21 protein-coding genes are annotated in these 22,571 nt (G+C 64.5%); 7 read left to right on the top strand and 14 right to left on the bottom strand.

What is annotated here, in order from left to right; genetic code table 11:
* Nucleotides 1-8: 8 nt before the first annotated feature.
* The 7 genes from V1294_RS02640 to murJ all read right to left on the bottom strand — a co-directional run bounded on the left by V1294_RS02640 (nt 9) and on the right by murJ (nt 5,794).
* The gene (locus tag V1294_RS02640) at nt 9-458 is read right to left on the bottom strand and encodes a Fur family transcriptional regulator (RefSeq protein ID WP_108512645.1); all 450 of its coding nucleotides are present in this window, start codon (nt 456-458) and stop codon (nt 9-11) included.
* 54 nt (nt 459-512) lie between these two features.
* Nucleotides 513-998: a ribosomal protein S18-alanine N-acetyltransferase gene (gene rimI / locus V1294_RS02635; protein WP_334487365.1), complete on the bottom strand. Its 486-nt coding sequence runs from the start codon at nt 996-998 to the stop codon at nt 513-515.
* Nucleotides 995-1,696 (bottom strand): tRNA (adenosine(37)-N6)-threonylcarbamoyltransferase complex dimerization subunit type 1 TsaB, encoded by a 702-nt coding sequence (gene tsaB, locus V1294_RS02630; protein ID WP_334494984.1) that lies wholly within the window; start codon nt 1,694-1,696, stop codon nt 995-997. The genes rimI and tsaB overlap by 4 nt, the downstream gene beginning before the upstream one ends.
* A 150-nt stretch (nt 1,697-1,846) precedes the next feature.
* Nucleotides 1,847-2,416 carry a NifU family protein gene (locus V1294_RS02625; protein ID WP_334494983.1) on the bottom strand — a complete coding sequence of 190 codons (570 nt, stop codon included), beginning with the start codon at nt 2,414-2,416 and terminating at the stop codon, nt 1,847-1,849.
* 115 nt (nt 2,417-2,531) lie between these two features.
* Nucleotides 2,532-3,026, bottom strand: coding sequence for a universal stress protein (locus tag V1294_RS02620; protein WP_334487359.1), 495 nt, complete (start codon nt 3,024-3,026; stop codon nt 2,532-2,534).
* 90 nt (nt 3,027-3,116) lie between these two features.
* The gene (trpS, locus tag V1294_RS02615) at nt 3,117-4,169 is read right to left on the bottom strand and encodes a tryptophan--tRNA ligase (protein WP_334494982.1); all 1,053 of its coding nucleotides are present in this window, start codon (nt 4,167-4,169) and stop codon (nt 3,117-3,119) included.
* 80 nt (nt 4,170-4,249) lie between these two features.
* The gene (gene murJ, locus V1294_RS02610) at nt 4,250-5,794 is read right to left on the bottom strand and encodes a murein biosynthesis integral membrane protein MurJ (protein WP_334494981.1); all 1,545 of its coding nucleotides are present in this window, start codon (nt 5,792-5,794) and stop codon (nt 4,250-4,252) included.
* A gap of 315 nt (nt 5,795-6,109) precedes the next feature.
* On the opposite strand from murJ, the gene V1294_RS02605 reads away from it, so the two are divergent.
* Nucleotides 6,110-7,111 carry an adenosine kinase gene (locus V1294_RS02605; protein WP_334494980.1) on the top strand — a complete coding sequence of 334 codons (1,002 nt, stop codon included), beginning with the start codon at nt 6,110-6,112 and terminating at the stop codon, nt 7,109-7,111.
* 559 nt (nt 7,112-7,670) lie between these two features.
* On the opposite strand, the gene V1294_RS02600 is transcribed toward V1294_RS02605, so the two are convergent.
* Nucleotides 7,671-8,864, bottom strand: a complete 1,194-nt coding sequence (locus tag V1294_RS02600) for a serine hydrolase domain-containing protein (RefSeq protein WP_334494979.1) — start codon at nt 8,862-8,864, stop codon at nt 7,671-7,673.
* A 353-nt stretch (nt 8,865-9,217) separates the two neighbouring features.
* On the opposite strand from V1294_RS02600, the gene V1294_RS02595 reads away from it, so the two are divergent.
* Together V1294_RS02595 and V1294_RS02590 are read left to right on the top strand one after the other, a co-directional pair.
* Nucleotides 9,218-9,538 carry a hypothetical protein gene (locus V1294_RS02595; protein ID WP_334494977.1) on the top strand — a complete coding sequence of 107 codons (321 nt, stop codon included), beginning with the start codon at nt 9,218-9,220 and terminating at the stop codon, nt 9,536-9,538.
* 103 nt (nt 9,539-9,641) lie between these two features.
* Nucleotides 9,642-11,138: an NAD-dependent succinate-semialdehyde dehydrogenase gene (locus V1294_RS02590; RefSeq protein ID WP_334494975.1), complete on the top strand. Its 1,497-nt coding sequence runs from the start codon at nt 9,642-9,644 to the stop codon at nt 11,136-11,138.
* Nucleotides 11,139-11,146: 8 nt separating this feature from the next.
* On the opposite strand, the gene V1294_RS02585 is transcribed toward V1294_RS02590, so the two are convergent.
* The 4 genes from V1294_RS02585 to V1294_RS02570 all read right to left on the bottom strand — a co-directional run bounded on the left by V1294_RS02585 (nt 11,147) and on the right by V1294_RS02570 (nt 16,290).
* Nucleotides 11,147-13,345 (bottom strand): SLC26A/SulP transporter family protein, encoded by a 2,199-nt coding sequence (locus tag V1294_RS02585; RefSeq protein WP_334494973.1) that lies wholly within the window; start codon nt 13,343-13,345, stop codon nt 11,147-11,149.
* A 103-nt stretch (nt 13,346-13,448) separates the two neighbouring features.
* Nucleotides 13,449-14,255, bottom strand: coding sequence for a crotonase/enoyl-CoA hydratase family protein (locus tag V1294_RS02580; protein WP_334494971.1), 807 nt, complete (start codon nt 14,253-14,255; stop codon nt 13,449-13,451).
* Between the two features lie 133 nt (nt 14,256-14,388).
* Nucleotides 14,389-15,303, bottom strand: coding sequence for a phosphoribosylaminoimidazolesuccinocarboxamide synthase (locus V1294_RS02575; RefSeq protein ID WP_334494970.1), 915 nt, complete (start codon nt 15,301-15,303; stop codon nt 14,389-14,391).
* Between the two features lie 69 nt (nt 15,304-15,372).
* Complete coding sequence (locus tag V1294_RS02570) at nt 15,373-16,290, bottom strand: pirin family protein (RefSeq protein ID WP_334494968.1); 918 nt, start codon at nt 16,288-16,290, stop codon at nt 15,373-15,375.
* A 130-nt stretch (nt 16,291-16,420) separates the two neighbouring features.
* Here V1294_RS02570 and V1294_RS02565 point away from each other — a divergent pair, with 130 nt between their 5' ends.
* Both V1294_RS02565 and V1294_RS02560 read left to right on the top strand, forming a co-directional pair.
* Nucleotides 16,421-16,987 carry a GNAT family N-acetyltransferase gene (locus V1294_RS02565; protein ID WP_334494967.1) on the top strand — a complete coding sequence of 189 codons (567 nt, stop codon included), beginning with the start codon at nt 16,421-16,423 and terminating at the stop codon, nt 16,985-16,987.
* A gap of 73 nt (nt 16,988-17,060) precedes the next feature.
* Complete coding sequence (locus V1294_RS02560; protein WP_334494966.1) at nt 17,061-18,113, top strand: AraC family transcriptional regulator; 1,053 nt, start codon at nt 17,061-17,063, stop codon at nt 18,111-18,113.
* Nucleotides 18,114-18,127: 14 nt separating this feature from the next.
* On the opposite strand, the gene V1294_RS02555 is transcribed toward V1294_RS02560, so the two are convergent.
* Nucleotides 18,128-18,250, bottom strand: coding sequence for a hypothetical protein (locus V1294_RS02555; protein ID WP_334494965.1), 123 nt, complete (start codon nt 18,248-18,250; stop codon nt 18,128-18,130).
* Between the two features lie 13 nt (nt 18,251-18,263).
* Here V1294_RS02555 and V1294_RS02550 point away from each other — a divergent pair, with 13 nt between their 5' ends.
* Nucleotides 18,264-19,694 carry a serine hydrolase domain-containing protein gene (locus tag V1294_RS02550; protein ID WP_334494963.1) on the top strand — a complete coding sequence of 477 codons (1,431 nt, stop codon included), beginning with the start codon at nt 18,264-18,266 and terminating at the stop codon, nt 19,692-19,694.
* Between the two features lie 203 nt (nt 19,695-19,897).
* On the opposite strand, the gene V1294_RS02545 is transcribed toward V1294_RS02550, so the two are convergent.
* A complete protein-coding gene (locus tag V1294_RS02545; protein ID WP_334494962.1) occupies nt 19,898-21,268 on the bottom strand; it encodes an MmgE/PrpD family protein in 1,371 nt (456 codons plus the stop codon).
* A gap of 136 nt (nt 21,269-21,404) precedes the next feature.
* Between V1294_RS02545 and V1294_RS02540 the strand changes: the two genes are divergently transcribed.
* On the top strand, nt 21,405-22,520 hold the full coding sequence (locus V1294_RS02540; RefSeq protein ID WP_334504467.1) for an FUSC family protein: 1,116 nt from the start codon (nt 21,405-21,407) through the stop codon (nt 22,518-22,520).
* Nucleotides 22,521-22,571: the final 51 nt, after the last annotated feature.

Below are 22,571 nucleotides of genomic sequence, written 5' to 3'. Positions count from 1 at the left end.
CACGAAAACTAGGTTTTCTCTTCGTCGAGCGGGACGCAATACAGTTCCAGCCGGTGATCGACCAGCTTGTAGCCGAGCTTGCGGGCAATCTCGGCCTGCAATTTCTCGATCTCCTCGGAAGTGAACTCGATCACCTTGCCGTCGCGCAGATTGATCAGATGGTCGTGGTGGCTGTCGGGCATCTGCTCGTAGCGCGCGCGGCCTTCGCGGAAATCGTGCCGCTCGATGATCCCGGCGTCCTCGAACAGTTTGACGGTGCGGTATACCGTCGAGATCGAGATCTTGTCGTCGACCGCGACACAGCGCCGGTAAAGTTCCTCGACGTCGGGATGGTCGACCGAATCCGCCAGCACGCGCGCGATCACGCGGCGCTGCTCGGTCATGCGCATGCCGGTGGCGGCGCAGCGTGCCTCAATGCCGGTATTTTTGTGCGCAGACGGGGATTTCAGTACGGGCATGGGTCTCAGGGCCTTCGGACGCAGGTTGCGGGGTCTTTTGCCACCCAGCGCATATTACGACAAGTCACGTCGCATCAGAAGTGCATTCAATTGCTCCCCGCCGGGTTGCTGATAATAGCGTTCCCGGCGGCCAACGACCTCAAATCCGGCCCATTCATACAGGCGCCGCGCCGGCTGATTATTTTCTTCGACCTCGAGGAACACCTTGCATACGCCGCGGCCGGCGAGATGACCGAGATGCGTCAGCAACAGGTCGCGCGACAAGCCACGGCCACGTTGGGCCGCATCGATGGCGATCGACAATAACTCCGCCTCGTCAGCCGCCCAGCGCGACACCGCAAAGCCGATGGTCTTGCGTCCAAGTCTTAGCCGGTGAACGAGCGTATTGCGCTCGGTCAGCATGACCTCGAATTCGCCTTCGCCCCAGCCGCGGTGAAACGATGCGCCATGCAGTTGCGCCAGACGCGCCGCGTCGCGCGGGCTGGCCGGTTCGATCACGGCCGTGCCGCCGCTCCACCAATCGGAGAGCCATGTCATCATGATGCTGCTGGTAGCTGTGAAGCACCGGACAGCGGATCCTTTGGCGGCTTGGCATCGGGCGCGCGCAGATAATAGGGCCGCGCCGGTGAACTCTCGGGATCGACGGCGGCACCCAGCCACGCCACCCAGGCGATATCGGGCGCTGCCTGCTGGTCGGTCTTGAAAGGCGGCGCTGCATCGGCCGGCCAGCGGTCGGCCAGAATCTTCGCCGCATTGCCGACCAGATATGGCGCACCCAAGCGCGCCGCGTCGAGCGCTTCCGCGATCGGGGCTACTTTCGCGTTAATCAATGAACGGCCGTCGCCGCCCAACACCTGGAAATAGACATGATCATGCCGTGCATCGACGGCTGATATCACCGGATGTTCGCTGTTCGCGCTGACGATGGGGGCGGCAAAAGCGGTCAGCGTCGTCACGCCGGCGACCGGCTTGCCGGCGGCGAGCGCAATGCCGCGGGCGGCCGAAAGGCCGACGCGCAATCCGGTAAAGCTGCCGGGACCGGTGGTCGCGGCGATGCGATCGAGCGCGGTAAAGGCAACGCCTGACACCTTCATCACGCGGGCGATCAGCGGCATCAGGGCTTCGGCATGACCGCGCTTCATCGCCTGCGATTCCTGCGCGACGACGCCGCCTGCGCTGGTGTCGAGCACGGCCGCGGCGCAGGCATCAAGCGCGGTATCGATGGCGAGGATCAGCATGAGGGGAGATATAGCAGACGCGCAATCATGCCGTCATGTCTTGCGGCTGTGTGGGGTGGGCAAAGCAAAGCGTTCCCACCATCTAACTATACGGATAGATCATGGTGGGCACGGCGCGAAGCGCGCCTTTGCCCACCCTACGGCACCAACTCAAACCGGCCGGACTTCGACCACGTCGGGCACGAAATGCCTCAGGAGATTCTGAATGCCGTGCTGCAACGTCGCCGTCGAGGACGGGCAGCCGGCGCAGGAACCCTTCATGTTGAGGTAGACGACGCCGTCCTTGAAGCCGCGGAAGGTGATGTCGCCGCCGTCATTGGCGACCGCCGGCCGCACCCGCGTCTCGATCAGGTCCTTGATGGTCGCGACCGTGTCGGCGTCGGCCTCGTTGAAGAATTCGCCTTCCTCGTCCGCCGCCTCGTCGTTGCCGGCAGTCCCGTCAGCCAGAAGCGGCGCGCCGGACATGTAGTGCTCCATGATGGCGCCGAGGATCGCGGGCTTGAGGTGCTGCCAGTCGCCGTCCGCCTTGGTCACGGTGACGAAATCGTAGCCGTAGAACACGCTGGAGATGCCGGGCACGTCGAACAGACGCTCGGCGAGCGGCGAACGGGCGGCGGCTTCGCGGCTGGCGAATTCCATCGTGCCGGTGTCGAGCACGGTACGGCCCGGAATGAATTTCAGCGTGGCGGGATTGGGCGTGGCTTCGGTCTGAATGAACATGGTTTTTCTCCGGCGTCGCCGGTTCAAGGCCGGCGCGTGGGTCTCCTGTAGCAGATGGCGACCGGCAGCGCACGATCAAGGGGCGCAATCAGAAATTCCCGAGCCGCATCAAGCCTTAAGACAGGCCGTCGATGTCGGAATCGCTGAGATCGCCGGGCACGATGACCACCGGAATCGGGAACGAGCCTGTGACCTGCGCCATCATGCTGATCAACGGGCCGGGGCCTTCCGGGCCCGGATTGGCCGCCAGCACCAGCATCGAAATATCGACGTCCTTGTCGATCACGTCGAGGATCTGGGTGGTCGGGTCGCCCTCACGAATCACCCGCTCCGGCGTGATCGCGGCAATGCCGTTGGCGCGGCCGGCGGCGCGGTCAAGCGCCTCATTGGCGGCGTCCTCCGCCTCGGCGCGCATCAGGTCGGCAACACCAAGCCATTGCTGGTTCTGATCCTCGATTTCGATGATGCGCAGCATCACCACGCCGCCGCCGACGCGAATCGCCCAGCGGCTGGCGTAGTACACCGCGCGGTCCCATTCCGCGGTGTCGTCAACGATGACAAGGCATTTTGGCTGGTGACCCGTCTCGTAGCTTCGTCGCTGGGTGGTCATGCATGTCCCGGTGCTGCGCCAAACCGACGCATGCTGCCACGGCACAGCCGCCTTCGACAAGCGGCGTCGCTGTTTCCCTGGCGGTAAGACTCAGGGCTTGCGGATGAAACCGACGATATCCCTGGCCGCGCGCATGGTTTCGTCGGCGATGACGCGCGCCCGGTCGGCGCCGTCGACCAGGATTTTGTCGACATGGCCGGGGTCGGCGACCAGCCGTTTCATCTCGGAAGCGATCGGCGAGAGTTTTGTGACGCAAAGTTCCACCAGCGCGTTCTTGAAGCTGGAGAACTGCCCGCCGCCGAATTCCGTCAGAACGTCGGCCTTGCTGCGCTCGGAAAGCGCCGCATAGATGCCGACGAGGTTGTCGGCCTCGGGGCGACTTTCCAGGCCCTTTTCTTCCGACGGCAGCGGTTCCGGATCGGTCTTCGCCTTGCGAATCTTTTGCGCGATGGTGTCGGCGTCGTCGGTGAGGTTGATGCGCGAATTGTCCGAGGCGTCCGACTTCGACATCTTCTTGGTGCCGTCGCGTAAGGACATCACCCGCGTCGCAGGGCCCGTGATCAGCGGTTCGGGCTGCGGAAAGAACAGGCCGTCATTGTAGCCGTTGCTGCGAATCGAATCGCCGAAGTCGTTGTTGAACTTCTGCGCGATGTCGCGAGATAGCTCCAGATGCTGCTTCTGGTCCTCGCCGACCGGCACGTGCGTGGCGCGATAAACCAGAATGTCAGCCGCCATCAGCACCGGATAGTCATAGAGACCCACCGACGCGTTCTCGCGGTCCTTGCCGGCCTTCTCCTTGAACTGGGTCATGCGGCTGAGCCAGCCGACCCGCGCCACGCAGTTGAAGATCCATGTCAGCTCGGCGTGGCCGGTGACCTGGCTCTGGTTGAACACGATGTGCTTGTTCGGATCGATGCCGGCGGCGATGAAGGCCGCGGTTACCTCGCGGGTGTTGCGGGCGAGCTCCGCCGGGCCGCCCCAGACGTCGACGCCTTGCGTGATCGCGTGCATGTCGACGACGCAATAGATGCAGTCATGGGTTTCCTGCATCTTCACGAAGTTGACGATCGCGCCGAGGTAATTGCCGAGATGCAGATTGCCCGTCGGCTGGACGCCCGAAAATACTTTTTCAACAAAAGCCATAGCCAGCTTCCCCAAGGATCCTGTATCGGATGCCTGTTTCGCGCTGTCGTTTGCCACGCGAGCCCTATTCGCGCAAGCCGCTAGGCCCCGGATTGCCTGATCGCGTTAACTGCGTCGCGCCAGCCGGCGACGCCGAAAAGCCGCAGAAACAGGCCGTAGATCGCAATTCCCGCCGATATAACGGCAAGCCACAGGACGGCCTGCACGAGGCCGTGTGCGTCTGAGGCGAGCGCCGCCATCGACCGCGTCGTCAACCATAGCAGCGCGCCCATGGCGAGCGCTGATAGCAGGATGCGCGGCAGCCGCCGTTTGGCGTCGGCATCGATCGAGAATCCAAAAGTCTCCGCGCCGCGGCGGATCAGGCTGAACGCCATGCCCCACGCGCCGAGCGCAATCGCCGCCGCGATGCCGTCAGTGCCGTACCAGCGGCTGAGCAGGAAGGCGGAAGCGATCGCCAGTACGACGCCCTTCAGCGCTGATACCAGCGGCGTCATCGTATCCTCGCGCGCAAAGAACGCCGGCGACAGCGCCTTCACCAGCACATGCGCAGGCAGCGCCAGCGTCAGCCACATCAGCGCCCGCGCGGTCGCCGCGGTATCATCAGCAGTGAAGGCGCCGTGCTCGAACAGCAGCCGCACGATCGGCTCGCTGAGCATGATCAGCCCGAGCGTCGCCGGCAGCGCCAGGCCGACCGCGAGTTCAAGGCCGCGCGATTCCGCATGTGCGACGGCGGTATGGTCATCGCTGCGCACCGCGCGCGTCAGTTCCGGGATCAGCACCGTGCCCATGGCGACGCCGACAATGCCGAGCGGCAGTTCGACCAGGCGATTAGCGAAATAGAGCCACGACACTGCCGATGGCGACGAGGACGCGATGATCGCGCCAGCGACCATCAGCAACTGCGGCGCACTCGATGCCATCATGCCGGGTGCGGCCTTGGCGAGAAAGCCGCGAATTTCGCTATCGAATGAAATCCGCAAGGGGGCAGCGATGTTGCCGCCACGGCGCGACACCAGCACCGATAGCTGTAACAGTCCGGCAATGCCTGTTGTCGCGGCGACGATTTGGGCGGCTTGCACCGCATCCGGCCGTATGGCGAGCAGTACAATCATCACCGCGATCAGAGCGATGTTAAACAGCAGCGGCGAAAACGCCGTCAGCGCGAAGCGGCCTTGCGCGTTCAACAGCGCCATCATCACGGTCACGGGACCGGCAAAGGCGAGGTATGGCAGCATCAGGCGGGCGTTATCTGTCGCAAGCTGCAGCGTCTCGCGCCCGGCAAACCCCGGCGCCAGCGCCGTCATGATGAGCGGCATCACCAGCGCGAGCACCGCTGTGGCTGCGATCAACGCTGTTGTCACCGTGCCGAGCACGCGGCCGGCGAATGCCGCCGCAGCCGTCGCCCCATCGGTCTCGCGCACCCGCAGCCATGCCGGCACCAGCGCGGCGTTCAGCCCGCCCTCGGTCAACAGCCGCCTGATGACATTGACCAGCTGAAACGCCGCCAGAAACGCATCCGCGACGGCGCCAGCGCCGAGCAGCGCCGCAAGCGCCGAATCGCGCACGAATCCAAGCAGCCGCGAGGCCAGCGTTCCCGAGGAGACCGTGAGAAAGGAGCGGATCATTGGAGGGGCTGTATAACAGCGAGAACCAAAGAAACGCCACTAGCCCCTCGCGCCGGCCTCTTCTCCCTCTCCCCGTTCTTACGGGGAGAGGGTCGGGGTGAGGGGCTCCCTCCGCGAATCCGATGCCAGAGGAGTTCGCTGAGAGTCCCCCTCACCCGGAATTCAAGCTGCGCTTGAATTCCGACCTCTCCCCGCAAGCGGGGCGAGGTGGATCTGAGCCGCTTCCCTTGCTGGCGCGGGGCCGATCTGGTAGGCCGCAACCTTCTTAGCCGCGCTCGGCTTCTTCGCGCAAACAGCCGTAAACAGGACGGATGGATGACTGACGCAAAATACGACGTTCTCGGGATCGGCAATGCGATTTTCGACGTACTGGTGCAGACCGATGAGGGATTTCTGGCGCGCCACGGCATGACCAAGGGCGGCATGGCACTGATCGACGAGGCCCGCGCCGCCGCCATCTACAAGGACATGGGCCCGGCGACCGAGATGAGCGGCGGCTCCGGCGCCAACACCATCGTCGGCGTCGCCGGTTTCGGCGCCCGTGCAGCCTTCATCGGCAAGGTCAAGAACGACCAGATCGGCACCCTCTACACCCACGATATCAGAGCCGCCGGCGTCGCCTTCGAGACCAGGGCGGCGGCCAGCGGCCCGGCCACCGGCTGCTCCTACATCCTGGTGACGCCGGACGGCGAGCGCACCATGAACACCTATCTCGGCGCCGCGCAGGATCTTAACCCCTCCGACATCGATGAAGCGCAGATCGCGGCTGCGCGCATCGTCTATCTCGAAGGCTATCTCTGGGATCCGAAGAACGCCAAGGAAGCCTTCGTCAAGGCCGCGACGATCGCCCACGGTGCCGGCCGCCAGGTGGCGCTGACGCTGTCGGATTCCTTCTGCGTGGATCGCTACCGTGACGAGTTCCTCGACCTGATGCGCAAGGGCACCGTCGATCTCGTGTTCGCCAACGAGGCCGAGTTGCATTCGCTGTACCAGACCTCGGATTTCGAGGGTGCGCTGAAGCAGCTCCGCGCTGATACCAAGCTCGGAATTGTCACCCGCAGCGAAAAGGGCTGCGTGGTAGCCGCGAAAGACGGTGTGACAGCCGTGCCGGCGTTCCCGATTCAAAAGCTCGTCGACACCACAGGCGCCGGTGACCTGTTCGCTGCCGGCTTCCTGTTCGGCCTCGTCCGCAACGCCGGCTATGAAAACGCCGGACGACTTGGGGCGCTGGCGGCGGCCGAAGTGATCCAGCACATCGGGGCCCGGCCGCAGGTGTCGCTGAAGGAGCTGGCGGGGCAGAACGCGCTGCCGGTGTAGGGCGACGTTCTTCACCTCGCACGCTGTGGGGAGAGGTCGAAATTCGGGCGAAGCGCAAGTTTCGGGTGCGGACACAAGAGCACGAAGTACGCCGTAAAACCATTGCGCAGGGAAGGCCGGATGCTCTCCGCTGGACCTGTATGCTCGTGTGCGCGTTCTTGCGCAATTGCACACGAGACCGCGGGTGCAGCGCGCATCTTCCCTGCGCCCTCTTTTCTCGATGGGGCGAACGAGATGCAAACCTCGGGCGGTTCATGTCGCGAGATCGCGAAGGTGTGTTTGCAATCGCAGCCGTCGAACGTGCGTCAGTCACAGCCGTCATTGCGAGCCACCGGGTCGCGCGAATGCGCGCCCGATGACAGGCTCCGCGAAGCAATCCATTCTTTCATTGTGCCGCACGATGGATTGCTTCGCTTCGCTCGCAATGATGGTCCTCACAGCGATGATTGAACCGAGAAGGCGCGGCGTACTGGATACCCCGCATGCGCGGAGCATGACAGCGGTGGGTGGAGCGAGGGCGTGCCACGCGAGGAAACGTAGCCGCCCTCGTTCCTCTATTTCACGCCGCGCGCTGGCCGCTGCCGGCATCGAGTCCGGCATAAACCCCGCGCTCAAACCCCGCAAAAGCCTCCAGGCACGTCGTGTCGGCGAACGGCAACAGCTGCATCAGGATCACGCCGGCGACATTGCGAACGGGATCGATCCAGAAATAGGTGTTGGCGAGGCCGGCCCAGGCGAGGCTGCCGGCACTGCGGCCTTCCGGCGTCTTGGCGGTGTTGATCAGGAACGACAGCCCCCACTTCTTGACGATGTCGGGATAGAGGTCGACATCGTTGGTGTAGACAGGCGCCACCGTGACCATCTTGCCCATGGTGAGATCGCCGATGTGGTTCTCGCTCATCAGCGCGACCGTCTCGGGCTTCAAGATCTGGTTGCCGTTGCCGCGGCCCTTGTTGAGGATCATCTGGGTGAACGTGATGTAGTCGGCCGCCGTGCCGTAGAGGCCGCCGCCGCCCATGTGGAATTCCGGCGCCTGTTCGAGTTCGAACGGGATCGGCGCCAGCGATCCGTCCTCGCCGCGCGCATGCATGCCGACCAGCCGCCGGCGCTGGGAGTCCGTAATCTTGAAGCCGATGTCGTTCATGCCAAGTGGCGCGAATATATTGTCACGCAGGTAAGCATCGAGCCGCTTGCCGCTAACCGCTTCGATCGCCTTGCCGACGAAATCGATGTTGGTGCCGTATTCCCAGCGCGTGCCGGGGTCGGACGTGAGCGGTGTCTTCAGCGCGGCGTTCAGGCAGGAGATGATGCCGGGCGTGCCGGTCTTCTCCATGTATTTCCCCATGTCGGCGTTCCACATGTCGTAGGCAAAGCCCGCGGTGTGCGTCATGAGATGGCGCAGCGTGATCGGCTTCGTGGCGGGGCGCAGTTTCGGCTCGCCGCTGGCGTCAAAACCTTCCAGCACCTGCGGGGAGGCCAGATCGGGCAGCAGCTTGCCGATCGGCTCGTCGAGCGAAAGCTTGCCTTGTTCGACGAGCTGCATGCCGGCCGCGGCCGTGATCGCCTTGGTCATGGAGGCGATCCAGAACACGCTGTCGGCGGTCATCGGATCGTCCTTGGACAGGTCGCGGTTGCCGAACGCGCCTTGATAAATCACCTCATTGCCGGTCGCCGCCATAGCGACCACGCCGGGAATCTCCCTGGCTTCGCATTTCTGACGCAGGATCTGATCGATCTCCGCTTTGCTTTGCATGGGTCTCCTCCGCGTTGTTTTTTATGGAAGTGGAACGATCTTCCTCCCGGCCATGCGATCCCGCAAGCGGCCGCCGACGGCCGCCGCCGATGTCGCGATCTCGTGATGGGCAAGGAGGGTGGGCAGCGGTGGCGCGGTACGGTCGACGCCAAACTGCAACACCTCGCTACAATCCGCGGCGAACGGTCTCCTCCGTCGGTGACCGGCTTAACCATCCACGATATCGTGATTTCGCCATGATTCCCGTCGCCGATTTTTTGCAGTAAATCGTTCAGATTCCAGCACAAACGTTGCCCGTCGGCTGGACCAATTGACCAAAATTGTCTCATTTCTGCCTGTCGCGAAGGTGCGCAATGATTTCGACCTGGAGTGAATGGAAGCGCTATCCCCGTCCCGGGCGTGGCGAGAACATCGAGGCGCCGATCTCGCCCGGCATTTACGAAGTCCGCTACGCCGGTACCAGCGCACTGCACTCCTTCGAGGCGGTCGATAACGTAGCGCAAGCGCTGGCGCAGCTTTCGGTCGGGTCCAAATCCTGGTTCGCCCGCCGCGAGCCGTCCAAGCTGCCCGATCTCGAATACCGCACCTGCGCGACCTCCTCGAAGGCCGATGCCAAGGCCGCCGCGCAACGCATGATCGGCCGCCGCGAAACCTATATGAGCGGCGCGGCGTGACCTCAAGATTGGTTGACGGAGGGTTGCCTCAGCGGCCGGTGCATTGCCGCTGATATGGGCCTATACTCGGACCAATCTCTCAAGAAAATCCGAGGAGTACGCCATGAACCCGCCCGTCGCCGCACGCGCTTCGAAGACCTCCCAACCCTCGCTGCACGACCGCCTGAAGGACCCCTCGCTGCTGCGCGACCGCTGCTACATCGACGGCGCCTGGGTCGGCACGCCGTCGCGCCCGGTCACCAATCCGGTCAATGGCGTGGAGCTCGCAAAAGTGCCGGCCATGAGCACAGCCGAAGCCACGCAAGCCGTCGAAGCCGCCGAGCGCGCGTTCCCGGCCTGGGCCAAGCTCACCGCCAAACAGCGCTCCAACATTTTGCGAAAATGGTTCGAGCTGATCGCGGCGAACCGCGAGGACTTAGCCCTGATCCTCACCTCGGAACAGGGCAAGCCGCTCGCCGAAGCGCTCGGCGAGGTCGATATCGGCGGCGCCTATGTCGAATTTTTCGCCGAGGAGGCCCGCCGCGTCTATGGCGAAACCATCCCGACCCAGCGGCCCGACGCGCGCTTGCTCGCGATCAAGCAGCCGATCGGTGTCTGCGGCGCCATCACGCCGTGGAATTTTCCGTGCTCGATGATCACGCGGAAAGTGTCGCCGGCGCTCGCGGCCGGCTGCACTGTCGTGCTCAAGCCCGCCAATGAGACGCCGCTGACCGCGCTGGCGCTGGTCGCGCTCGCCGAGAAGGCGGGCGTGCCCAAGGGCGTGTTCAACATCCTCACCGGCAATTCGTCCGCGATCGGCAAGGTGCTGTGCGAACATCCGGCCGTGCGCTTCATAGGCTTCACCGGCTCGACCGAGGTCGGAAAAATCCTCTATCAGCAGGCCGCCGTCGGCGTGAAGAAGCTCGGCCTCGAGCTCGGCGGCAACGCGCCGTTCGTGGTGTTCGACGACGCCGATATCGATGCCGCGGTCGAGGGCGCCATCATTTCGAAGTACCGCAACATGGGCCAGACCTGCGTCTGCGCCAACCGCATCTACGCCCAGGACAAGATCTACGACCAGTTCGTCGAAAAGCTTTCGAAGAAAGTCGCGGCGATGAAGATCGGCGACGGCACCGAAGCCGGCGTCACGCAGGGCCCGCTGATCAATATGGCTGCGGTCGACAAGGTCGAAAAGCACATCGCGGACGCGGTCAAGGGTGGCGCGAAAATCATCACCGGCGGCAAGCGTCATGCGCTCGGCGGCAGCTTTTTCGAGCCCACGGTGCTTTCCAATGTGAAAGCGGACGCGCTGGTCGCGCACGAGGAAACCTTTGGTCCGCTGGCGCCGGTGTTCCGCTTCAAGGACGAGGCCGAGGTGATTGCGATGTGCAACAACTCGCCGTTCGGACTCGCGTCGTACTTCTATGCGCGTGATCTCGGGAGAGTCTGGCGCGTCGCCGAAGCGCTGGAAGCCGGCATGGTCGGCGTCAACACCGGCCTCATCACGACGGAAGTAGCGCCCTTCGGCGGCGTGAAGGAGTCAGGACTCGGCCGCGAGGGCTCCCATCACGGCATGGAGGAATATGTCGAGATCAAATACGTGATGATGGCGGGGGTGTAGCAGTCTCGCTAACGCCGCAGCACCGCGATCGTGCGATTGGCGAAGGAAAGCCGCTCCGCTATCACGGACACAAAGTAAGTCAGGAGCTTTTGGCCCAGCGCGGGATCGTCGGTCTTGATCGCCTCGAATTGACGCGTGTTCAGAACGTAGAGCACGCTGGCCACCTCGGCCTGGATCGTCGCGCTACGCGGCGCGTGCGAGACGAGGCCCATCTCGCCGATCGTGGTGTAACGGCCGAGGCTGCGGACGCGTGTGGTGCGGCCGTCATCGGCCGGCACCATGATGCCGACACGCCCGTCGAGGATGAAATGCATGGAATCGGCGGCATCGCCGGTGCGCACGATGATCTCGGCGGCTTCGACTTCGATGCGCTGGCAGCGGCGGATCAGTTCGTCGGCGTCGGCCTCGCTGTCGAGCATCCGGGTGAACCAGTCGCGCAGATTGGCCGCTTCCTGTGCGAGCCCCTGATGCTGCACGATGATCTCGTTCTCGCACCATTCCAGCGCATGGTCGAGTTCGTCGATCGTGGTGATGCCATCGGTGATGAAGTCACTCGAGCGCAGCACCTTCTCGGCGCTGGCGGACAGATGCACCAGCACCAGATGGACGCCGAGATCATGCGCGCTGCGCTTGATCTGGGCAAAACTGTACGCTGCCGACGAATCGATGCCGGTGACGAGCTTGAAGTCAAACAACAGATAGCGGCACTCCGGCTGCTCCCGCAGCAGCGCCTTGACGTGCTGATAGAGCCGGTTGGCGGAGCCGAAGAACAGGTAGCTCTGCAGGTTCAGCCCCCGGATCTTGCCGCCATGGGCCAGCAGCACTTGCTGGTCGTCGCGCGAGCGATCGAGCGAGCTGCGATACTCCGAACCGTCAAAGCTGAACTTGATCGACTCGATCCGCGCCGCGCTGAACGCAAAGGTCGCGCAGCCGATGATGACGCCGATCAGAATGCCCGGGACGAATCCCCAGGTGACAACGATGGCGATGATCGCGAGCAGCGAGAGGTATTCGATGTTGGAGAGCCGCTTGCGCGATTCGATGATCCATTTGTGCAACTGGCCCGCGCCGAGATAGAGCAGAAGCCCCCCGAGCACGAATTTCGGCATGTAGCCGAGCAGGGCGGGTGCCACCGCCAGCATCAGCAGCGAGATGGCAGCAACCGTCAGGCCGGAAAGCCTGCCCTTGCCGCCGCTGCTGAAATTAAGGATGGTGCGGCTGACCGATACGCAGCCGGCGTAGCCTGCGAGCACGCCGCTCAGGATGTTGGCAAAGCCTGTGACATTAAGCTCGCGCTCCAGGTTGGCTTCGCGATGCACCGCGACTTCGATGCCGGTGGTGTTGAACAGGGTGCTGGCCGCCGTGACGAAGATCACAGCGATCAAATTGCCGAGCAGGTCCGGGACTCCCGACCAGGGATAGCGGGAGAGCTCGTCGGCGCGCCACGGCAGCATGAACGCCGCCGGGGGTGGAGGCTGGAAAGTCCAGCCGATGGCGCGGGCCTGCTCGGAGGAAATGCCGATGATCCAAAACGCCAGATGTGCCGCGATCACGCCGCCAATCAGGACGGCCGGCAGGCCGAACGGGCTGCGCGAACGGTGCGAGGTCAGGTACAGCACCAGCGCCATCGCGCAAGCCGCGCTCAGTTCCGAAATCGTGATGACGTTGGTGAAACGAAGCAGGGTGTTCAGTTGCACAGGATGATCGGTGATCACGCGGACGGCGCCCAGCACGATCAGAAGCCCGGTCGCGCCCAGGAACCCGCCGACCACCGGATAGGGTACGTAGCGGATGGCGCGGCCCATCCGCGTCAGGCCGAGGCCGCATAGCGCGATGCCGGTCACCATGGTCGACAGGGCGAGCGTGATCAGCACGGGTGAAAGCAATTGTGCCGACGGATCGGCCGCGACGATGCGCTCGACCAGCGTTGCGGCCAGGATCCCGGCCACCGCCGCGGTGGCGCTGTCGGGGCCGGCGACCGCAAATGGCAGTGAGCTGCCAAGCGCGACGATGGTCGCAATCACGGCAGTACTGATGAAGGTTGCCGCGATGCCGTAGGACAAATACGGCGACAGCGGCCCCGTGAAGATCAGCAACGCATAGGACAGGCCGAATGTAATGCCGAGGACGCTCGCCGCGCTCCCACCAGCAATATCATTGATGGCCCGCTTTGCCCGCGAGCCGAAGTAAATTGATCGACCAATCACCCGAAAAAAGCCCCAAAATTCCGCACGTTAGTCGTAGACGAGGCCGGCGTGGGACGACAACAACAATTTTATGACGACCGGGCTCTTAAGGGGCTGAGCGGCGTCAGTCGCTCCTCTCATCGCCGCCGAACGCGCCGTGGCGTCCCACGCCGGAAGCAAATCGCGTCACCCCCGACAGCGTTTCGCCCGAGGCGATCACCTCGAGCCCGCCGCGCATCTCATTGGCGATCGCTTCCTCCTCGGAAAGGTCCCATTGTCGCAGCGCCGACAGCCGGTCGGCGCGCAGGCACCTTTGCGGAAAGCGCGCGATCTCCCGCGCCAGCGCGATCGCCTGCGCCGTGGCTTCGCCGCGGCCGACGACGCGATTGGCGAGCCCCATGCGCAGCGCCTCCTGCGCGCCGACCGGGCGGCCGGTGAGGATCAGGTCGATCGCCTGCGAATGGCCGATCAGCCGCGGCAGGCGAATGGTGCCGAGATCGATCAACGGCACGCCGAAGCGGCGGCAGAAGACGCCGAAGGTGGCGTCTTCCGCAACCACGCGCATATCCGCCCACAACGCAAGTTCCATGCCGCCGGCCACCGCAAAACCCTCGACCGCCGCGATCACGGGCTTTGACAGCCGCAACCGGCTCGGCCCCATCGGCGCAATTGAATCGTGTCCGCCGAGCTCGCGCCGCTTATTGGGATCGCCGGCCGCCACCGCCTTGAGGTCGGCGCCGGCGCAGAAATAACCGCCGGTGCCGGTGAACACGGCGACGGAAGCGCTCTCGTCGGCATCGAAGGCGAGGAAGGCGTCGTACAATTTGCGCGCCGTCGCGCCGTCCACGGCGTTGCGACAATGCGGGCGGTTGATGGAAACGATGGTCACCGGACCATCGCGCTCGACGAGCACGGAATCGGCTTCGGTCATGGAGCGCTCCCTCGGTGCTTTTATTGGCGTCATTCCGGGGCGATGCGAAGCATCGAACTATGGTGCGCAGTTGCGCACCTGAGAATCTCGAGATTCCGGGTCCGGTCCTTCGGACCGTCCCGGAATGACGAAGTCAAACAGATAGCTCGCTCCCCGTCACCCGGCGATACGCTTCGAGATACCGCTTGCTCGTCGCATCCACCACGCTGGCGGGCAGCGGCGGGGGCGGGGCGTCACCGTTCCAGCGGCCGGCGCGGCGCTCGGCGTCGAGATAGTCTCGCAGCGGCTGCTTGTCGAAGGAGGGCTGCGGCCGGCCGGGCTTGTAGACGTCGGCGGCCCAGAACCGCGAACTGTCGGGGGTCATCACCTCGTCGATCAGGATGATGCGGCCGTCCGCCGCGCGGCCGAACTCGAACTTGGTGTCGGCGATGATGATGCCCTGGTGGCGGCTGATCCGCTCGCCGAAATTATAGACGGTGCGGGCCATGCTCTCGAGTTTTTCGGCGACGTCGGCGCCCAAAATCTCACGCACGCGCGCGACCGTGATGTTCTCGTCATGACCGGTTTCGGCCTTGGTGGCCGGGCTGAAGATCGGCGCGTCGAGCTTTTCACTTTCGACGAGACCATCCTTCAACGCCTCGCCGGCCAGCGTGCCGGATGCGGCATATTCTTTCCAGGCGGAGCCGGAGATATAGCCGCGGATCACGCATTCGACCGGGAAGACGGTGGTGCGCCGGCACAGCATCGCACGGCCGAGAATGTCAGCGCGGTGATCTTTCAGCGCGGGCACCTGACGGATGATCTCGTCGGCATCGGCGCTGATCATGTGATGCGGCACCACGCCTTCGAGCTGACGGAACCACCACGCGCTGATCTGGGTCAGCACCGCACCCTTCATCGGGATGGTCTCGGCCATCACGACGTCGAATGCGCTGATGCGGTCGGTGGTGAGCAGCAGCACGCGGTCGTCGCCGACGGCATAGATATCGCGCACCTTGCCGCGGCCGATCCGGGGCAGGGGCAGATCGCTGGCGAGCATCGCGTTCATCGGGTCTTGCTTTCGAACAGGCGTGTCGGCGCAGGCGCCAGCGCGCAAATGAGAACGCGGAGCAATAGCCTACTCCGGCAGCGGAATGAACTCATGTTCTTGCGGAACGGCTGCAAACCGGCCGGTTTTCCAGTCCTGTTTGGCCTGCTCGATCCGCTCCTTGCTGGAGGAAACGAAATTCCACCAGATGTGCCGCGGCCCCTCCAGTGCGTCGCCGCCCAGAAACATCATCCGCACAGGCCTCACGGCCTTCACGGTGATGCGGTCGCCCGGCCGGAAGATCAGGAGGCGCGGTCCCTCATAGCGCTCGCCCGCGATCTCGACCTCGCCGTCGACCAGATAGATCGCGCGCTCCTCATGGTCAGGATCGAGCGGGACGCTGGTCCCGGCCTGCGCCGTCACTTCGCTATAGAACCAGGGCGATACCATGCTCACCGGCGATTTCACGCCAAAGCCGTGGCCTGCGATGATGCGCGCGGTGAAGCCGCTCTCCTTCACGGTCGGCAGCGCCTCGGCGGCGTAGTGCTGGAACGACGGCGCGATCTCTTCCGACCCCGCAGGCAGCGCGATCCAGCTTTGCAGGCCCAGCATCTTCTGGCCGTCGCGGCGCTGCACGTCGGGCGTGCGTTCGGAATGCGCGATGCCGCACCCTGCTGTCATCAGGTTCATGGCGCCGGGCTGGATCTCCTGGATGTTGCCCTCGCTGTCGCGGTGCATGATCGAGCCGTCGAATAGATAGGTGACGGTGGCAAGCCCGATATGCGGATGCGGGCGCACGTCCATGCCCTTGCCGGCCATGAACTGAACGGGACCGAAATGATCGAAGAAGATGAACGGTCCGACCATCTGCCGCTTGCCATGCGGCAGCGCGCGGCGCACCGCAAATCCATCGCCGAGATCGCGGGTACGCGGCACGATGATGAGCTCGAGCGCATCGCAGGTCTTGGGATCGCCGAGCACGGGATCGTTGGAGGGTTGCCAGCTCATGGGAGGGCTCCTTGATGTTTTGTGCGAGTATAACAGGAAATGCCCGATTGGGTTCAAATGCCCCCCACACGTCGTCCCTGCCTAGTTCGCAATTGCGCACTAGGCAGGGACGACATAGGAGAATGACCCCATGATCCCTCCGCTCAAGCCCGGCGCGAAGCTCCTGAAGGTCGATGGCCCGGTCATCGAGACCGCGCGCCTGATCCTGCGGCCATGGCGCAGTGACGACATTGCGGTGAATACGGCGATGCTGTCGGATCCCGGCACTGCGCGCTACATCACGCCCGACGGTATCGCGATTACCACGGAGATCGGCGGCTGGCGCAACGCCGCCGTGATATCGGGGCACTGGGCGCTGCATGGCTTCGGTATGTTCGCCGTCGAGGAAAAGTCGAGCCGCCGATATATCGGCCGCGTCGGGCCGTGGTGCCCGCCGGGATGGCCGGGCTTCGAGGTGGGATGGGGCATCGACCGCGCATTCCGCGGCAAGGGTTACGCGGTGGAGGCGGCGCGCGCGTCGATCGACTGGGTGTTCGCTAACTTTGAGATCGACGAGATCATTCATTGCATCGAAGCCAGCAACGAACCGTCCAAGAGCGTCGCGCGGCGACTGGGCGCGCGGAGGGATGGCGAAGTCGATCTATTCGGCAAGTCCAATGAGCGCTGGGTAACTTCACGCGCGACCTGGAAGGGTTGAGGTAATTTGAACCAGGCGACGATTCACATTAGTTTCATCGTGCGCGGATGACCGCGCGAACGGACCCGACCGGATGATGCTTCCGACCATCGACATCGCCTTGCGCGGCGCCACCGTGGCGCTGCTGCTGGTGCTGGCGGCGTCGCTGTTTCGAGGTTTTGGAACGGTGATTGCCGGACGGCTGGCCGCCACCTTCGCCTTGGGGTCGGCGGCGCATGCCGTGAGCTATTCGATCGGCGCGACATCGCCGGTGTCGCATGCGCCCGTGCTCGCGCTGTCGACCGGCAATGTCGTGGTGTTCTGGCTGTTTACGCGTGCGCTGTTCGATGAAACGTTCAGGCTGCGTTGGTGGCATGCGCTGGTCTGGGCGGCGGTCGCAGCTTTCAGTTTCGTCAATTGCATTTGGATAGCGCCGGCATCCGGCGCGCGGTTGTCCATCATCGCGATCAATCTGATCACACTGGGCTTCATCGCGTTGGCCGTTACGCAGACCGTCGCCTCCTGGTCGTCGGATCTGGTCGAGCGCCGCCGCAGCGTCCGCGTCTTTATCGTCAGCGCCGCGGCGCTCTATGGCGGGCTGAATGCGGTGCTGCAAATCGCGATGTCCGGCAGCGGCGGCGCTGAAATCGCCAACACGGTGAATTTAGCCGTTCTGACGGCTGTGGTGGCTGCGATCTGCTATGCAATGATGCGCGTCGATGGTGCCGACCTGTTTCCGGCGGCGCCTGAGGTTCAGGCCGAGGCAAGCGAAGCGGCTGTGGTCGAATCCGGCGCCGATCAAAAGCTGGTCGATGCGCTGATGCGGCTGATGGACGACGAGCGCATCTACCGCCACGACAACGTCACCATCGGCACGCTGGCGAGCAAGCTCGGGATACCCGAGTACAGATTGCGGCGGCTGATCAACCAGCGGCTCGGCTACCGCAATTTCAATGTGTTCCTCAACGAGCACCGGATCGCGGAAGCCAAGGCGGCGCTCGCCGATCCCAGCCAGGCTGAAGTCCCCGTGATCACGATCGCGATGGATGCCGGCTTCCAGTCGCTCGGGCCCTTCAACCGCGCCTTCAAGGCTATCACGGGCGTCACGCCGACCGAATATCGCCGGCTCAAGGCGACCGCGGCCTGATCTTCATCCCATTGTTACTGTTGCATAATTTCGGAATCGTCGAGGCGCGTTGAGCTTTCGGCCAGCGCGAATTCCAAATCCGGCGAGCAGACGGCGGCCGCATCGCCATCCTTCCCGGCAACGCGCTGATGCGTCATGCCGGAGGCCAATGTGACCAGACGAAATCTCATCCTCATCCTCGCCAGCACCACCGCGCTGAGCGCGCTCGCACTGACAGCCGCCCGCGCTCGCGACGTGCCAAAAGTCGCGACCGGCTTCGTCGCCAACGTGGTCTGCACGGAGACCTTCGTCTCGGGCCTCGATCCCGCGCGCGTGTTCGCCGAGACCATGTCGGCCATGCCCGGCACCGGGCTGATCGCCTGGGCGCTCGACTATCGCGTCGACCGCGCGCGCAAGAACGTCACGGTGACGCTGTTCGGCCTGGGCCGGAGCCACGCCGTCTATCGTGGCGATGGCCTCGGCTGCTATCTCGATCACGGTGGCGCAGTCGCCGACATCTCGGTGCCGGCGCCCGATGCAAAGGCGGCGCTACTGCTTGACATCGCCGGTCCATCCATCGTCGCGCCGCAAACGCCGCAACTGGCTGCCGCGTTCGACCGCGCCTTTGCCGAGCCGGACAAATCGACGCCGCGCAACACGCGGGCGATCGTGGTCATGAAGGATGGCCGCGTCGTTGCTGAGCGCTATGCCGACGGCATCGGCATCGACACGCCGCTGCTCGGATTCTCCGCGACCAAATCGGTCATCTCGGCGCTGGCCGGCATCCTCGTGCGCAAGGGCGCGCTGCGGCTGCACGAGCCCGTGTCGATCGCGGCGTGGCAAGGCCCCGGCGACGCCAGGCGCGCCATCACGCTCGATCATCTGCTGCGCCATACCGCAGGGCTCGCGCTCGGCAGTTCGCTGCAGGCGTCGCTGGCATCCGCGCTCGAGCCGGTCAACCGGATGAAATTCATGGAGCCTGACATGGCCGCCTATGCGAAGAGCATGCCGTTGGAATCAGTGCCAGGCGCAGCGTGGAACTATCACGACGGCAATACCGTCATCCTCGCGCATCTGATCCGCCAGGCCACCGGCGGCCGCGCGGCCGACATGATGCGCTTCGCGCGGCAGGAATTGTTCGACCCACTCGGTATGCGCAACGTGACGCTCGAATTCGACGCGGCGGGGAATGCCGAAGCGTCGAGCCAGTTGCTCGCCAGCGCGCGCGACTGGGCGCGTTTCGGCCAGCTTTATCTCAATGACGGCACGGCCGGCGGCAAACGCATCCTCCCCGAAGGCTGGGTGAAATATTCGGCGACGCCGACGCCGAACGCATGGGTCGGGCAGGGCGCGGGATTCTGGACCAATCTCGGCGATGGCTTTGGTGCCAGCTACCGCACCGAACACGGCTGGCCGCGCGATGCGTTCTTCGCCAAGGGCACGATCGGGCAGTATGTGATCATCGTGCCCTCCGAACGGCTTGTGATCGTCCGGCTCGGCCGCTCGCCGAATTGGCCGCCGGAGGCCGACGGCGTGTTCGATCTGGTGCGCGATGTGGTTGCGGCGATGGGAAGCAAGGGAAAGCTGGCGGGAACGAATTGAGCGCGATGCGGCGAATCTTCCTTCTCCCCTTGTGGGAGAAGGTGGCGCGAAGCGCCGGATGAGGGGTTCTATCCGCGAAGACGACGGCGAGAGGCTCACTCGCGGAGAGAACCCCTCACCCGTCTCAATCGTGCTTCGCACGATTGATCCACCCTCTCCCACAAGGGGAGAGGGGTGCACCGCCGATGTGATGCTAATCCGCTCTACTGCCGACCCAACTGCGTGGCCTTCTCGACGCGATCGAATCGCTCCAGCGACAGGATCGCGTCGGCGAGTTGGTCGGCGCGACCGTTCAGCACGGGGCGCGCCAGCGTGAGGAATTTTTGCTGCATCGCCTGCGCGTCCGGAAACGAGTTCGGTTCGCCGGAGGGATCGGCATAGAGCCGCTCATGGACGCCGTTATCGGTGGTGATGGAAACGCGCGCGCCAAAGGGGTGGGTGCGGCCGATCTCGAGGCGGTCGTCCTGCACCACGTCGAACTTGTCAGCGAGCGCATTCACCGCGGCATCGCCGAGCCGGTCGTAATCGTCCCAGCCGAAGCTGCCCTGATCGAGCGCCAGCGCGCCGGTGAAGAACATCGAAAACTGCCCACCGACGATCGACGTCGGATGCCGCTTGGTGGCGGCGTCGCCGGTCAGCGTGATGCCGTTACGATGGAGACCGATCTCGACGCGCTTGATCTGGTCCGGCGTCAGATTGTGCTCCCGGCGCATCGCGATCAGCGCATCCAGCGCCGCATGGGTGTAGCGGCAGCTTGGATACGGCTTCACGCCAATCTTCAGCGTCTCATAGGTCTTGCCGAGGCCGGCGACAGCCTTGTCGGGATGCGCGTCGTCGCTGTAGCCGACCAGAAGGCCATGCTTGCCCTCGACCGATTCGCTCGAACCGACAAAGTCGTTGCGCGCCAGCGTGGCGGCGATGACGCCGTTCATCGCGGCGGCGCCGACCTGGTAGCGTTTGTTCCAGGCGCCGTTGACCAGAAACTGCAGCGAGCCCGCGGCCTGGCTGCCGGACACGCCGAAGGCGGATATGATCCGGTCCTTCGACAGGCCGAACAATTTGCCCGCGGCCGCCGCCGCGCCATAGGTTCCCGCCGTCGCGGTCGGGTGAAAGCCGCGCGCATAATGCGAGGTCGGATCGAGCGCGTTGCCGAGCCGGCAGCACACTTCATAGCCGGCCACGATCGCGGTCAGGACGTCGCGCCCCGATGCGCCGACCATTTCGCCGACCGCGAACGCCGCCGGCACCACGGGCGCGCTCGGATGCAGCGAGGAGTCGGCATGGGTGTCATCGAAATCAAGGGAATGGCCGAGCGCGCCGTTAAGGAGAGCGGCGACCGCGGGCGTCCAGGTTTTGCCGTCGCCGAACACGGTGGACTCGCCCTTGCCGTCGAGCGCCAGCGCCTCAAGCATCCCAAGCAGCGACGCCGTGGACTCCGCATCGCGCCGCGCCCGGATCGTGCTGCCGAGGAAATCCAGCGTCAGTACCTTGGCGCGCTCCAGCACCTCCGGCGGGATGCCCACAAATTTCAGGTCGGCGACATAGGCTGCGAGCGTTGCGGTTTCGTTGGCCATCGTGTTTCCTCGTTTTGCAGCGCAGGGTAGGCGGGCTGATTTTGGCTTTCAAGCCGCCTTCCGGCCGCGGGCATCAGCTATGCTCGGCGTCGTCTAGCACAGGCGCGGTCTACAGATTCCGGAAATGCGGCGCATGATGGCCTTCGCAAAACGCATGCTTGGATCGCTCCGCGGCCGCAAGACGCAACTGGCGCTTGCGGTCCGGCTCGCCGTCGCCGCGGTCGCGGCCTATGCGATCGCCCGAGCGCTACATCTGATGCTGCCGCTATGGGCAGTGCTGACCTCGCTGATCGTCACCCAGATGAGCGTCGGCCGCTCCCTGAAAGCGACCCGCGATTACATGGTCGGGACGGTCGGCGGCGCGCTCTATGGCGGCGCCATCACGATGTTGATCCCGCATTCCGGCGAGGGGGGATTGCTGGCGCTGCTGGTGCTGGCGGTCGCGCCGATGGCCTTCATCGGGGCCATCAATCCCAGCCTGAGCGCCGCCACGGTGACGGCCGTGATCGTGCTGCTGGTTCCGGCCATGAACCACGCCAACCCGCTGGATTCCACGATCGACCGGCTCTGCGAGGTCACCGTCGGCGCGCTCACCGGGCTTGTGGTCTCATTCCTGGTGTTGCCATCACGGGCGGTCAGCCAGATCCGTATCAATGCGGCGCAGCTTTTGGAGCTGCTGGCTGCCGCATTCGCCGAACTGCTCGCAGGCCTGACGCGCGGGCTCGACAACGACGCCCTGCACCGTATCCAGCATGGGATCGGCACGGCGATGGCGAGCCTCCATGCGACCGGCCTGGAAGCCGAGCGCGAGCGCGCGACGCATTTGTCGTCGGGACCCGATACCGGCCCATTGCTGCGCACCGTCCAGCGCCTGCGCCACGATGTCGTGATGATCGGGCGCGCCAGCGTGGTGCCGCTGCCGGCCAATGTGCAGGCGAGGCTGGCGCGGCCACTGTCCGATGTCAGCAGCGCGATCGTCGATTATATGCGCGCGGCGGCTGTATCTCTGCGAAGCGGCAGCGGCACCGTGGACATTCAGCCCGTCGATGCGGCGCTGCAGGCCTATGCCGCCGAAGTCGCCGCGTTGCGAAGCGAGGGCCTGATCCGCGGCGTGCCCGTCGATGTCGCAGAGCGGTTCTTCGCGCTGGGTTTTTCGCTGGAGCAGATGCGGCAGAACCTCAACGATCTCGACCGCTGTCATGCCGAGTGGTGCGAGGCTCCGGCCACGACAGCAGCCGGTGCGAAGGGTTAGTTAGTCGATCCAGTTGGCGAGAAAGCAAAAGGATCGCTGGCTCTGTGTCCG

This window comes from Bradyrhizobium sp. AZCC 1678 (assembly GCF_036924765.1).
In the GTDB taxonomy this organism is placed as follows: Bacteria; Pseudomonadota; Alphaproteobacteria; order Rhizobiales; family Xanthobacteraceae; genus Bradyrhizobium; species Bradyrhizobium algeriense.
Note: the sequence above shows the minus strand (reverse complement) of the source record. Positions and strands in the feature narration are given on the sequence as shown.